At 30.4% G+C, this 13971-nt stretch carries 13 protein-coding genes; 4 read left to right on the forward strand and 9 right to left on the reverse strand.

Features of this window, described 5'->3' with window-relative positions; genetic code table 11:
• Nucleotides 1–30 precede the first annotated feature (30 nt).
• Entirely contained in the window at nt 31–606 is a 576-nt protein-coding gene (locus Q4586_RS04300; RefSeq protein WP_303526634.1) for a Crp/Fnr family transcriptional regulator, read from the reverse strand.
• A gap of 90 nt (nt 607–696) precedes the next feature.
• Nucleotides 697–2904, reverse strand: a complete 2208-nt coding sequence (locus Q4586_RS04305; RefSeq protein ID WP_303526636.1) for an endonuclease MutS2 — start codon at nt 2902–2904, stop codon at nt 697–699.
• Nucleotides 2905–2941: 37 nt separating this feature from the next.
• Here Q4586_RS04305 and ung point away from each other — a divergent pair, with 37 nt between their 5' ends.
• Entirely contained in the window at nt 2942–3604 is a 663-nt protein-coding gene (ung, locus tag Q4586_RS04310; protein ID WP_303526639.1) for a uracil-DNA glycosylase, read from the forward strand.
• On the opposite strand, the gene Q4586_RS04315 is transcribed toward ung, so the two are convergent.
• The 6 genes from Q4586_RS04315 to Q4586_RS04340 form a co-directional block, all read right to left on the reverse strand.
• Entirely contained in the window at nt 3591–4613 is a 1023-nt protein-coding gene (locus Q4586_RS04315) for a glycosyltransferase family protein (RefSeq protein WP_303526642.1), read from the reverse strand. The two genes, ung and Q4586_RS04315, sit on opposite strands and share 14 nt — an antisense overlap.
• A gap of 4 nt (nt 4614–4617) precedes the next feature.
• Nucleotides 4618–5475, reverse strand: coding sequence for a UDP-2,3-diacylglucosamine diphosphatase (locus Q4586_RS04320; protein ID WP_303526645.1), 858 nt, complete (start codon nt 5473–5475; stop codon nt 4618–4620).
• A 174-nt stretch (nt 5476–5649) separates the two neighbouring features.
• Nucleotides 5650–9003, reverse strand: a complete 3354-nt coding sequence (secA, locus tag Q4586_RS04325) for a preprotein translocase subunit SecA (protein ID WP_303526648.1) — start codon at nt 9001–9003, stop codon at nt 5650–5652.
• A 133-nt stretch (nt 9004–9136) separates the two neighbouring features.
• The gene (locus tag Q4586_RS04330) at nt 9137–9358 is read right to left on the reverse strand and encodes a DUF2795 domain-containing protein (RefSeq protein ID WP_028889331.1); all 222 of its coding nucleotides are present in this window, start codon (nt 9356–9358) and stop codon (nt 9137–9139) included.
• 101 nt (nt 9359–9459) lie between these two features.
• Complete coding sequence (locus Q4586_RS04335) at nt 9460–10032, reverse strand: cob(I)yrinic acid a,c-diamide adenosyltransferase (RefSeq protein ID WP_303526662.1); 573 nt, start codon at nt 10030–10032, stop codon at nt 9460–9462.
• A 16-nt stretch (nt 10033–10048) separates the two neighbouring features.
• Nucleotides 10049–10456, reverse strand: coding sequence for an acyl-CoA thioesterase (locus Q4586_RS04340; RefSeq protein ID WP_068704052.1), 408 nt, complete (start codon nt 10454–10456; stop codon nt 10049–10051).
• 171 nt (nt 10457–10627) lie between these two features.
• Here Q4586_RS04340 and dnaA point away from each other — a divergent pair, with 171 nt between their 5' ends.
• From dnaA to Q4586_RS04355, 3 genes are read left to right on the forward strand one after another with little or no spacing between them, the layout of a single operon-like run.
• Complete coding sequence (gene dnaA, locus Q4586_RS04345; protein ID WP_068704051.1) at nt 10628–12052, forward strand: chromosomal replication initiator protein DnaA; 1425 nt, start codon at nt 10628–10630, stop codon at nt 12050–12052.
• Nucleotides 12053–12054: 2 nt separating this feature from the next.
• On the forward strand, nt 12055–12510 hold the full coding sequence (locus tag Q4586_RS04350; RefSeq protein ID WP_303526666.1) for a low molecular weight protein-tyrosine-phosphatase: 456 nt from the start codon (nt 12055–12057) through the stop codon (nt 12508–12510).
• Complete coding sequence (locus tag Q4586_RS04355; RefSeq protein WP_068704048.1) at nt 12510–13217, forward strand: SAM-dependent methyltransferase; 708 nt, start codon at nt 12510–12512, stop codon at nt 13215–13217. The genes Q4586_RS04350 and Q4586_RS04355 overlap by 1 nt, the downstream gene beginning before the upstream one ends.
• 51 nt (nt 13218–13268) lie before the next feature.
• Here Q4586_RS04355 and Q4586_RS04360 read toward each other — a convergent pair whose 3' ends face one another.
• On the reverse strand, nt 13269–13859 hold the full coding sequence (locus Q4586_RS04360; RefSeq protein WP_303526738.1) for a peptidoglycan-binding protein LysM: 591 nt from the start codon (nt 13857–13859) through the stop codon (nt 13269–13271).
• Nucleotides 13860–13971: the final 112 nt, after the last annotated feature.

Consider the following 13971-nt stretch of genomic DNA (forward strand, 5'->3'; position numbering starts at 1 on the left):
CAGCGTTTAGTGTTTGTATCTTGATATTTGTTATGAAATAAAAATTTCTTTTCTAATTCGACTTAGAGATTCGGAGGCTATACCAAGAAAGCTAGCTATTTGATATTGTGGAGCTCTACGAATAATTTTTTTATTGTAATTTTTTAAAAAATCTAGGTATCTTATTTTTGCTGATTTTGTTTGCATTGTTAAATTTCTTTCTAAAGCGCAGATATGGTTTTTTTCAGCTAAAATTCTTCCAAATTTTTCAAAATTTGAAGATGTGTTATAAAGGGTAGATAAGTTGCTAAAAGAAATCTCATAAACAATACTATCCTCAATAGCTTCTAGAGTTTCTAAAGAATTTGTCTGATTTATGAAGCTATTAAAAATAGTTATAAATTGATTGTCGCAAGCAAAGTAAGTAGTGATATTTTTTTCATCTAAATTTTTATATGTTCTAAATAAACCAGATTCAATAAAATACAAGTTGTCAGCTATTTTTCCTTCTTTAATTAATAAAGATTTAGCTTTATATTCTTGTTTTTTTAATTGACTGCAAAAAACTTCACGTTCTTTTTTTGTAAACCCAACTAATTCTTCAAGTATTTTATTTAGTTCATTCATTTTTATTGATTTAAAATGTTTAAAAAAAAACACTAGATTGATTTTCATTTTAATAAATAACTAGGGGTTTATTAAATTAAAAGAAGAAAACTACTTTTTAGCTCGCTCCACCAGTTCTAATTGCTCTAATTTAGCTTTGGTTGTAAATAAACCATAATTTATAAAAACGGTTTTCTTTTCTATTTTATCAATAGTACCTACTGCGTTTCCATCAATTAAACGAACACGGTCGTTTAATTTGTATATATAGGCAGCTTTTTCTATGGCTATTTTTTTAGCCTCTTCTTTCTTTTCTGCTCTAACTTTTACTACTTTTTGTAGTACTTCTTTTTCTACCTTTTGTATTGCTTCTTTTTGTTTTTGTGCAATAACTTTTTCCTGTTTTTTCTCAGTTTTAGTTAGTTTTTTAAGAGGTGCTTTTTTTATGCGTTTTGTTTTTTCGTTAGCTACCCATTTAAAAAAATCGGCAGATAACTCTTTTTTATTATTGGTTTGAAAATACTTATTAAGTAATTCATTTGTCTTTCTTCCCAAGGTAAGCATTCGCTGATTATTATCGTACAGTTCTTGAAAACCTGAAAGTTTGCTTTGTATTTTTTGCTCTTTTTCTTGTAAACTTTCTATGTGTTCTTGCCCTTTAGATTTTTGTTTAACCAAACTATCGGACGTTTTTTGTAATCGGTTACGTTCTTTTTGAAGCTTAGAAATGGTTTTATCTAATCTAATTTTTTCGGTTTCAACCCTTTTCTTAGCACGATTAATTAAGCTATATGGAATTCCGTTTTTTTGAGCAACTTCAAAAGTAAAAGAGCTACCAGCTTGTCCTACATGTAATTTGTACAAAGGTTGTAAAGTACGTTCATCAAACTGCATATTTGCATTGGTAACATTATCTAGCTCATTAGCTAAAACTTTTAAATTAGCGTAATGTGTAGTAATAATACCAAAAGCTTTTCGCTCGTAAAACTCTTCTAAGAAAATTTCAGCTAAGGCTCCACCTAACTCAGGATCAGAACCGGTACCAAATTCATCAATTAAAAATAATGTGCGTTCGTTACATTTTTTTAAAAATGAACGCATGTTTTTTAATCGATAGCTGTAAGTACTTAATTGATTTTCGATAGATTGATTATCGCCAATATCAGTTAAAATAGTATTAAATAATGTAGTTTCACTACGTTCGTGAACAGGTATTAATAAAGCGCTTTGCAACATTAATTGTAGTAAACCGATTGTTTTTAAAGTAATACTTTTTCCCCCAGCATTAGGACCAGAAATAACAATAATTTGCTGTTTTTCATCTAATCCAATCGTTTGAGGAAAAGTTTCGATATTTTGTTCTTTATTTTTTTTCCATAAAATGGGATGAAAGGCGTCTTTAAAAAATATTTTTTTGTCTTTGCTTATTTTTGGAAGCAATCCGTTTATACTTCTAGCGTATTTTGCTTTTGCTCCCACCAAATCCAGATGGGTTAAAAAATCAGTATATTCGTTCAGTAAATAGGTGTAAGGATGTATTTTACTAGCTAAAGCTCTTAAAACTTTTACAACTTCTTGTTTTTCTTCATAAATTAAATTTTGCAATTCCCTACTGTAAGCAAGCGTTGCTTGCGGAGCTATGTATACAATATTTCCTGATTTTGAAGATCCTAACAAACTACCTTTTACTTTACGACGATACATTGCTGTAACAGCTAAAACGCGTTGGTTGTCAATAACGGTTTCTTTAATATCATCTAAATAGCCACTGGTTATATTTCGCGTTAAAGCATGTGAAAAACTTTCGGCTATTTTTCCACGAACGTTATTAATGTCTTTTCTAAGTTGTTTTAAAATAGGTGAAGCATTATCAGCTACTACACCGTACGAAGTAATTATTTCTTTGATGCTATCTGAAATAAAAGTAGTAAACTCTATTTTATCACTTAAATTAAAAAGCTTAGGGTAGTAGGTTGCAAATTTTTTAAGAAACTTTTTTTGTTCGTTAACAGTCTCGGTAACTGAGGCTACTTTTAAAAAAGCTTCGGTTTCTAAAAAACTGTTTTCTATCGATAATCTTTTAGTTTCTTCAGATATGTCTTCAAAAAAATGATTCGGAATCCTATTTTCATTTTCAAATGAGGATAGGTATTCGTTTACCAAGTTTAGTTCGAAAAATAAATTTCTCTTGTTTGAAATTGGCTGAATTTGTAGCGTTTTTTCTTTTCCTAAATTTGTAATACAGTACTCCGCAACTTGTTTTAAAACAGTTGTAAATTCTAAATCTTGAAGTGTCTTTTCTGAAATGTTTTTAGTCAAAATAGTATATTTGAAACCTGAGCAAAAATAACAAACAATGCAATTAAATATTAGTGATAGCTGGAAAAATATTTTACAAACCGAGTTTGATAAACCGTATTTTAAAAACTTAACTGATTTTATTGATAGCCAATATAAAAATCATACTTGTTTTCCGAACAAAGAAGAAATATTTGCAGCGTTTAATTACTGTAGTTTTAATGATTTAAAAGTGGTTATTATTGGGCAAGACCCTTATCATGGAAAAAAGCAAGCAAACGGATTATGTTTTTCGGTTCATGAAGATGTTACACATCCGCCGTCATTAAAAAATATCTTTAAAGAAATTGAAACTGATTTAGAAACAACATATCCAGTTTCGGGAGATTTGTCTCGTTGGGCAACACAAGGTGTTTTGTTGTTAAACGCAACTTTAACCGTAAGGGAAGGAGAAGCAGGAAGCCATCAACAAAAAGGTTGGGAAACTTTCACCGATACAGTGATTAAAAAAATATCTGAAAAAAAAGAGGATGTGGTATTTTTACTTTGGGGGAAGTTTGCCGAAAAAAAAGGAAGCATTATTGATGTTAAAAAGCATACGATTTTTAAAGCCCCGCACCCATCTCCGTTGGGTGCTTGGCGAGGCTGGTTTGGTAGTAAGCATTTTTCTAAAACAAACACTTTTTTAAAAGATAAAGGTAAGGAGATTATCCAATGGTAATTTCGGTCAAATCTATTTGTTGATTGTCATAATATGGTAAAATAATAGCATCTAATATATCTTCTGTAATATCAGGGTAATTGACTTTAATTGATTGTTTAGTGTTTACCCATGAAGATATTTTAGAAACTTGGTTTTTGTTAAATTTCTTTAAAACAGGGATTCCCATTTGTTTTAAAGATAAAGCATTACATTGTTGTTCGTATTGATTTTTCATAGGAACTACCAGTAATTTTTTTTGTAGAAACAATGCTTCAGCAGGTGTTTCAAAACCAGCACCACATATAACTCCTTTACAAGAACTAATGCTTTTAATAAAATTATGACCATTTATAGGTTTTATAATAACATTATTTTTAAAGATATGCTCGGAAGTGTTTTTTGAAAAAACCTCCCATTTTACGTTTGTTATTTGTGAGAGTACTTTGATGATTTTTTTATCACTGTAAGCAGGAAGATAAACAGTATAATGCCCCTTGTTTGTATTATTACTGTATCTTATTTTTTTACGTATTATTGGTGTAAAAATAGCAGAAGAGTAGGTGTTAAAATGAAAACCAAATTTTGTTTTTATAGGGGCATAATATTTTAAAATTAACCGCTCTACTCTATAGGTTCCATATTTTGGCGCATTAGGATCCAAAACAGCATTTTGATGACTTAATGATATAATTTGAGTGTTTTTAAATTTGGCAGCCCAAGCTGTAATAGGTTCAAAATCATTAATAACCAAATCATAGTTTTCAATAGGAACAGATTTAATTTCGTTTATTAAGTTTTTAATTTTAACTTTTTTAATTGTTTCCCAAAAATTAATTCCGCCTTTTTTTCCAAAAATAAAACTCAATCCGTAATATTTGTATTTTACTTTAAAAGGAAGTTTTAATTCAGATTGATAACCACTAATTAATATATCAACCTCCCCTTTTTGCTGTAAATAAGGTATTATTTCTGTAGCTCTGCTTGCGTGTCCGTTTCCTGTACCTTGAAAAGCGTATAAAATTTTCATATTTTTAGTGAATGTTAAATTCTTTTAAAAGTTCTTCAAAAAGTTTGTGATTACTACTTTCAGCATTCATATACTCGGTATCATTAATTGAAGTATTTTTATGAATGTTTTTGGCAACGTTGTCTTTTTCATATTCGTATAAAGACCAAGATTTGTTTGAATATTCTAACGATGTTAAGTTTTCAATCCAATCACCAGAGTTTAAATATGTTGTTCTTCCTTTTTCTATTTCAATTTGTTTTATTTCAGGTTGATGTATATGCCCACAAACCACATAATCATAGTTTTTTGAAATAGCTATTTCTGATACTATTTTTTCAAAATTATTAATAAATTTTACAGCACTTTTAACACTGTTTTTTATTTTTTTAGAAAAAGATAATCTTCCGTACCCTAATTTATTACTAGTCCAGTTTACGGCAGTGTTTATCATAATTAAAGTGTCGTATCCAATACTACCAAGTTTAGCTAACCATTTAGAATGTTGCATGGTAACATCAAAAACATCTCCATGAAAAAACCATCCTTTTTTACCATCAATATCTAGTATTAACTTGTTTACAATTTCAAAACTACCAAGACGAAATCCTTTAAATTTACGTAACATTTCATCATGGTTTCCAGTAATGTAGTATACTTTTGTGCCAGAAGTTATATAAGACATTAGTTGTTTTATAATTTTCATGTGTGGCTTAGGAAAGTATCTTTTTTTAAATTGCCAAATGTCAATAATATCACCATTTAAAATTAATATTTTAGGGTTTATTGTTTTTAAGTAATTGTGCAATTCGCTAGCTCTACAGCCATAAGTGCCTAAATGTACATCAGAAATAACAGCAATATCTAATTTTCGTCTTTTCATTTTAAAGTATGCTAAATATATTTTAGTAAATATACTTTTCGAATGTGTTTTTAAACTAAACTAAATGTAAAGTGTTGGTAATTATAGTTTTATTATATAGTAAGGTGTATGTTTTTTTAACGTAAAAAAGCTCGGTCTGTACCGAGCTTTTTACGTTTTATAGATAGGATAAAGTTAGTTGTTGTATAACACCCAAGTTCCTTTTTCTAATAAAGGAATGGCTTGTTTGTATTTTACTTCTTTTTCTTCACCAGACATTACATTTTTAATAGTAACTTTTTCGTTACGACCAATTTTTGGTTGCTCACGAACAATAGTTTCAACAATTTGCTGCTCTTGTGTTTGTTGATTACGAGCGTTACTCATTGCTTGTTGTGTTGAATTTTGAACTTCGTCTTTACGAGTGTCTAATTGTTCACGTTTTTGATGTTGCGGAGCTTCTGATACTTGTGATGCATCTTGACTTGGTAATTGTCCTTTAAATAAGAATGACAATACCTCTTTATTAACTTTATCAACCGTTTCTTGAAATAATTCAAAAGCTTCAAATTTGTAAACTAATAAAGGATCCTTTTGCTCGTAAGTAGCGTTTTGAACGGTTTGTTTTAACTCGTCCATTTTACGTAAATGATCTTTCCAGTTTTCATCAATAATTGATAAAGTAATATTCTTTTCAAAATCATTTACTAATGATTTTCCTTCAGATTCATACGCTTCTTTTAAGTTTGTAACAACCTGCAATGTTTTTACGCCATCGGTAAAAGGAACTACAATACGTTCGTAACGATCTCCTTCATTTTCAAAAACATTTTTAATTACCGGAAAAGCACTGTCAGCGTGTCTTTCAGTATCATTTTTATAATGTTCAGAAACAATTATATATAACTTATCGGTTAATTCTTCTTCTGTAAATTTGTTAAACTCTTCTTCAGAAAAAGGAGAAGTCATTGCTGAGAAACGGATTAATTCGAACTCGAAGTTCTTATAATCATTTTTTATTTTATTTTGTTTTACAATTGAGCTACAAGTATCATAAATCATATTTGCAATGTCAATTTGTAAACGTTGCCCATCTAATGCATGACGACGACGTTTGTATATAAACTCACGTTGTGCGTTCATAATATCATCATACTCTAATAAACGTTTACGAACACCAAAGTTATTTTCTTCTACTTTTTTCTGTGCTCTTTCGATAGATTTTGAAATCATAGAATGCTGAATTACTTCGCCTTCTTTTAATCCCATTCTGTCCATCATTTTAGCAATTCTGTCAGAACCAAATAAACGCATTAAATTGTCATCTAAAGCAACATAAAATTGCGAAGAACCAACATCTCCTTGACGACCAGCACGACCACGTAACTGACGATCGACACGACGAGAATCATGACGTTCTGTACCAACAATGGCCAAACCACCAGCGGCTTTTACTTCATCTGATAATTTAATATCTGTACCACGACCAGCCATGTTTGTTGCAATTGTAACAACGCCTGGGTTACCTGCTTCGGCAACTACATCAGCTTCACGTTTGTGTAATTTTGCATTTAATATATTATGAGGAATTTTACGCATTTGTAACATTCTACCTAATAATTCAGAAATTTCAACAGAAGTTGTTCCAATAAGAACTGGGCGACCAGCTTTTGATAACTGTACTACATCTTCAATAACAGCGTTGTATTTTTCACGCGTAGTTTTATAAACTAAATCTTCTTTATCATCTCTTTGAATAGGTCTGTTTGTTGGAATTTCAACAACATCTAATTTGTAGATTTCCCAAAATTCACCAGCTTCAGTAATCGCAGTACCTGTCATACCAGATAATTTACGATACATTCTAAAGTAATTTTGTAAAGTTACGGTTGCAAATGTTTGGGTAGCATCTTCAATTTTTACATCTTCTTTAGCTTCAATTGCCTGATGTAATCCGTCAGAATAACGACGACCGTCCATAATACGACCAGTTTGCTCATCAACAATCATTACTTTATTGTCCATCACTACATATTCAACATCTTTTTCAAAAACAGTGTAGGCTTTTAAAAGTTGATTCATAGTATGAATACGCTCGCTTTTTATACTGAAATCGCGATATAATTCTTCTTTTTGATTTGCTTTTTCTTCAGGAGAATCATTACTGTTATCAATTTGACCAACAATAACACTAATATCAGGTAAAACGAAAAAAGTATCGTTTTGTGTTTTTTCTGATAATTGACCAATACCTTTATCGGTTAAATCAATTTGATTGTTTTTTTCTTCAACTGTAAACCATAATTCTGCATCAACTTCAGGCATCAGCTTATTGTTGTCTTGCATGTAAAAGTTTTCAGTTTTTTGAAGAATTTGCTTAATTCCTTCTTGTGATAAAAACTTAATTAAGGCTTTGTTTTTTGGTAAACCGCGGTAAACTCTTAATAATAAAAATCCGCCTTCTTTATCGTCTCCTGCTTTTAATAGTGCTTTTGCTTCAGCTAAAACGCCTACCAAGTATTTGTTTTGAATAGCAACTAAATCGGCAACAAGTGGTTTTAGCTCGTTAAATTCATGACGGTCTCCTTGTGGTACTGGTCCGGAAATAATTAATGGCGTACGGGCGTCATCAACTAAAACAGAATCTACTTCATCAATAATGGCATAATTTGGAGCTCTTTGTACTAAATCTTCTTTAGAGCTAGCCATGTTGTCACGTAAATAATCGAAACCAAATTCGTTATTTGTTCCGTAAGTAATATCGGCATTATAGGCTTTTCTACGAGCTTCTGAATTTGGCTGATGAAAGTCGATACAATCGGTACTTAAACCATGAAATTCGAAAATAGGAGCCATCCATGCACGGTCACGTTTTGCTAAGTAATCATTTACAGTTACTACATGTACTCCGTTACCAGATAAGGCGTTTAAATATACAGGTAAGGTAGAAACTAGTGTTTTACCTTCTCCTGTCATCATTTCGGCAATTTTACCTTGGTGTAATACTGATCCACCAATTAATTGCACATCGTAATGAACCATTTCCCAAGCAACTTCTTTACCAGCAGCATCCCATGAACTTGCCCAATATGCTTTGTCGTTTTCTAAAGTGATATGGTCTCTTGTAGCAGATAATTCTCTGTCAAAAGCAGTTGCTTCAACTTCTAACTCATCGTTTTTAGTAAAGCGTTTAGCGGTTTCTTTAACTAAAGCAAAAGCTTCAGGCATAATGGCTAATAAAACAGCTTCAGAAGCTTCATAAGCTTCGTCTTTTAATTTGTCAACTTCGGTGTATATTTCTTCTTGTCGATCAATATCAGCTGTTAGTGCTTCTTCTTCAAGAGCTGTAATCCTTTCTGTAAAAGATTTTGTAGCGTCCTTAATTTTGGATTTAAATTCGATTGTTTTTGCACGCAAATCATCATTAGATAAACTGCTTAATGAATTTTCAAAAGATTGTACTTTTTCAACAATCGGTTGTAGTGATTTTAGGTCTTTTTGCTGTTTGTCTCCAACAAAAAGTTTTAGAATCGAATTTAAAACGCTCATTTGTAAAATATTGTTTTATAGCTCATTATGTTTTTGATAATGAGTTTTGTTATATGTTATGTTTGTATGCTTAAAAGTAAGCAAAAAAAAAGCCTCTTAATATAATATTAGAGACTTTTTTGTGGTTGTATTTTTAGTATTCGTCTTCGTTCCAAAGATAATCTTCTTCTGTCGGATAATCTGGCCAAATTTCAATTATTGAGTCGTATGAATCACCTTCATCTTCAATATCTTGTAAATTTTCAACTACTTCTAAAGGCGCTCCTGTACGAATAGCGTAATCGATTAATTCGTCTTTAGTGGCAGGCCAAGGTGCATCTGCTAAATATGATGCTAATTCAAGTGTCCAATACATTTCTTTATTTGTTTAAATAAGATTATCGCAAAAATAATTTTTTTTTGCAAAAAGTCAAGTTTTTTTTAAAAAATGTTAAATCAATAAAAAAAGAACTTTAATTACAGTTTTTCAGGAATCCATTTAACTTCCTCTGCGTTTAAGTCTTTAGTCAATTTTCGTGCCAGTACAAAAAGGTAGTCAGAAAGTCGGTTTAAGTACATTAAAACCGAATTGTTAATAGTTTCTTCTTCGTTTAAAGCGACAGATAAACGTTCGGCTCTACGACATACGCAGCGAGCTATGTGACAAAATGACACAGTTTCGTGTCCTCCTGGTAAAATAAAATGAGTCATTTGTGGTAAAGATGTATTCATAACATCAATTTGATTTTCTAAAAATTGAATGGAATCATCCGTTATTTTATTAATATTTAGTCTTTCCTTACCATTTTTTAAGGTTTCTTTTTCTGGCGGAGTGGCTAGCATTGCTCCTAAAATAAATAAATCACTTTGTATTTTAGATAGCGAAGATCTTAGTATTTCATCGGTGTTTTTATCTCTTATTAAACCAATGTATGAGTTTAATTCATCAACAGTACCATAGCTTTCTATTCGTAAATGGTGTTTGGGTACTCGAGTTCCGCCAAAAAGAGCGGTGGTGCCTTTGTCTCCTGTTTTAGTGTATATTTTCATTTAAGTACTAGAATTTTTATTGTTTTTGTAAAGTTAGTTTTTCTAAAACATAATTTGGGCAACGCATTGGTTTTTTTGTTTTCATGTTTATAAAAGCTAATACAGTGTTACCTGTGCAAATTAATTCGTTGTTTTGATTGATGATTTTATAATCAAATTCAATTTTAACTGTTGGTGTTTTTTTTAGAGTAGTTATAATGGTTATTTCATCATCATATAAAGCAGATTTTTTATAATTGATAGACAGTGAAATAACAGGTAACATCACGCCGTTTTTTTCCATGTTGCTATAAGTAATTCCTGTAGTGCGTAATAACTCGGTGCGCCCTATTTCTAGGTATTGTGCATAGTTACCATGGTATACAACTCCCATTTTATCAGTTTCAGCATATCTAACACGAATTGTTGTTTGGTTTTTTTTCAAGGTGTTTTTTAGTTTATGTTACGCTAACGTTACGTAAAAAATAATTAAGAATCAATAGTGAATTGATTTTTTTATACTGAATTTTATTCACACTTTTGCTCACTCTTACAGGTAGCACTGTAATCCCCTTAAATGAATATAAATTAACAACAAAAATAGTTTTTAAGCCAAATGACTAAAACTGCTGACTCAGTTTGGAATGAATGCCTGTCTTTTATAGAAGATAACATTAAACCACAAGCGTATAAGACTTGGTTTGAGCCAATTAAGCCAATTAAATTGGCAGGGGGAGCTCTTACTGTTCAGGTGCCAAGTAAATTTTTTTACGAATGGTTAGAAGAACATTATATTAAATTATTACGAGTAGCTTTAGTTAGGGAATTAGGAAGTGAGGCAAAGTTAATTTATGATGTTCGTATGGAAAATACGTATAGTAGTAATAGCCCACAAACGGTTAAAATTCCTAGCTCAAATAGAAATCCATTAAAGCCACAAAAAGTAGCAGTTCCTTTAGAATCTAAAAGAGAGTTAAAAAACCCTTTTGTTATTCCAGGATTACAAAAGGTTAAGATAGAGTCCCAATTAAATCCTAACTATAATTTTGTTAATTTTGTTGAAGGAGATTCTAACAGGTTGGCGAGATCAGCAGGTATGGCGGTTGCAAATAAACCTGGAGGAACCTCGTTTAATCCGTTACTAATTTATGGAGGAGTAGGTTTAGGAAAAACACATTTAGCACACGCAATTGGTGTTGAAATAAAAGATAAGTATGCCGATAAAACGGTTTTATATATTTCTTCAGAAAAATTTACGCAACAATTTATTGATTCGGTAAAATCGAATACAAGAAATGACTTTATTCATTTTTATCAAATGGTTGATGTGTTAATTATTGATGATGTTCAGTTTTTATCAGGAAAAACAGGAACACAGGATGTGTTTTTTCATATTTTTAATCATTTACATCAAAATGGAAAACAAGTAATTTTAACTTCTGATAAAGCGCCTGTTGATATGCAAGATATTGAACAGCGTTTGTTATCTCGTTTCAAATGGGGTTTGTCAGCAGAGTTACAGGCTCCAGATTTTGAAACACGAGTTTCTATTTTACAAAATAAATTATATAGAGACGGTGTTGAAATGCCTGAGGAAATTGTTGAGTATATTGCTAAAAATATAAAATCGAATGTACGTGAATTAGAAGGAGTTATCATTTCTATGATTGCACAAGCTTCTTTTAATAGAAAAGAATTTACGGTTGAACTAGCAAAAGAGATAGTTGATAAGTTTGTTAAAAATACTAAGAAAGAAGTTTCTATTGATTATATTCAAAAAGTAGTATCAAAGTATTTTGATATGGATGTTGCTACTTTACAATCAAAAACTCGAAAAAGACATATTGTACAAGCTCGTCAATTAGCTATGTATTTTGCTAAACGTATGACTAAATCATCTTTAGCAAGTATTGGTAGTCAAATAGGTAAAAGAGATCATGCTACGGTGTTACACGCTTGTAAAACTGTTGATAATTTAACCGAAACAGATAAGCAATTTAAAAAATACGTTGAAGATTTAACTAAGAAACTAACAATGTAATTATGAAAAAAATACTAATGGTTTGTTTGGGGAATATTTGTCGTTCGCCATTGGCTGAAGGTATTTTACAATCAAAATTACCAATTGATTTTTTTAAAGTTAGCTCAGCAGGAACAGCTGGGCATCATGTGGGCGAATTACCTGACGTAAGATCTATTGAAGTAGCTAAGAAATACGGAATAGATATTACAAAACAACGTTCAAGAAAATTTATAAAATCAGATTTTAAAGAGTTTGATTTAATTTTTACAATGGATCAAAGTAATTATAATGATGTTGTTTCGATGACTGATGATTATAAAGATATTCAAAAAGTAAAAATGATTTTAAACGAGTTGTATCCGTCAGAAAATAAAAATGTTCCAGATCCGTACTACGGAGGTGAGCAAGGTTTTGAAAATGTGTATAAGATGTTAGAGGAATCTTGTGAAATTATTGCATCAAAATTAAATTATTAATGAAAGGTAAATTATACTTAATACCAACAACTTTAGGTGATACAGAACCTTTAGAGGTAATGCCTATTTCGGTTAAAAAGGTAATAGAGCATCTTGATCATTTCATTGTAGAAAATGAAAAATCAGCAAGAAGATTTATAAAAAGAATTACACCTCAAAAAGCGCAACCTTCTTTAGAGTTATTATTGTTAGATAAATATTCAAACGATATTGAAATTCAAAATTATTTAGATGTATGTGATTCTGGGACTTCAATAGGTTTGTTGTCTGAAGCAGGAGTTCCGGCAGTTGCAGATCCTGGAGCTAGTATTGTAAAATTGGCTCATGAAAGAGGGGTTCAGGTGGTGCCTTTAGTAGGGCCATCATCAATTTTAATGGCAATGATGGGGTCGGGTATGAATGGTCAAAACTTTGCTTTTAACGGTTATTTACCTATTGATAAATCAGATAGAAAAAGAGCTATAAAAGAATTAGAAAAAATTTCTAGAGATAAAAATCAATCTCAAATTTTTATAGAAACTCCGTATCGAAATGAAAAAATGCTAGATGATTTACGTGCTATTTTATCGCCAGATACCCGAGTTTGTGTTGCTTGTGATATAACATTACCATCTGAGTATATAAAAACTTTCACGATAAAAGAATGGAAAAATAAAAAAACAGATTTACATAAACGACCAGCAATCTTTATACTTCATAAAAACTAAAAAAAATAGCACCTATTTAGGTGCTATTTTTTTATTTATAATTTAATTTTTTTAAACGCTCGGTTTTTTATTTGCACTGATATTTGATACATCATAGTTAGCAAATTTTTTCATATATGATTTTATAGAGGTTCCAAAAGCATCATTAAATCTAATAACTCCGTTAGAGCGTAGGTATTTTTTAACATTACCAGCACCACTTAAATGAGCTGCCGCTAAAATACCGGATTCAGTAATTTTTATACCGTTAATAGTTTTACCAACACTTCGTTTAATATCTTTTCTTAAAATCCATTTATTTACTTTACAGTAAGCTATAAAAGCTTTTTCTTGTAATTCAGGTGTTTTAAGGAAATTTTGAGTGTTGTAAATTCTAAATCTTTTTAAGGTTTCTCTTCCAAATTGGTATTTTCCTAAATAACCTAGTTTATTTACTATTCTATATTTACCTTGAGATTCTTTAAAAGCTAACGCTTCTTTAAAACCAACAAAATCTTTTGTTAAAAAAGGAATGTTAAAACTCTCAGCATAGTGTGCTGTTGTAGTTGGATTAAGTGTAGTTTTTTCTTTTTTTATTTTTGGAGTTGTAAAACTAACAAGTAAAACAAAACCTAAACATATAAATACTATATTCTTGATAATTAATCGCTTTCTATTTGGCGGCGCAAAGGTACATTAATTTACTTAAATCACTAATGTTCAGTTGTTTGAAATAATTGATAAATAGATATGTTGCTAATTATTCGTTGATTTG

Origin of the sequence: Tenacibaculum soleae (assembly GCF_030549005.1) — a bacterium.
Taxonomy (GTDB): domain Bacteria; phylum Bacteroidota; class Bacteroidia; order Flavobacteriales; family Flavobacteriaceae; genus Polaribacter; species Polaribacter soleae.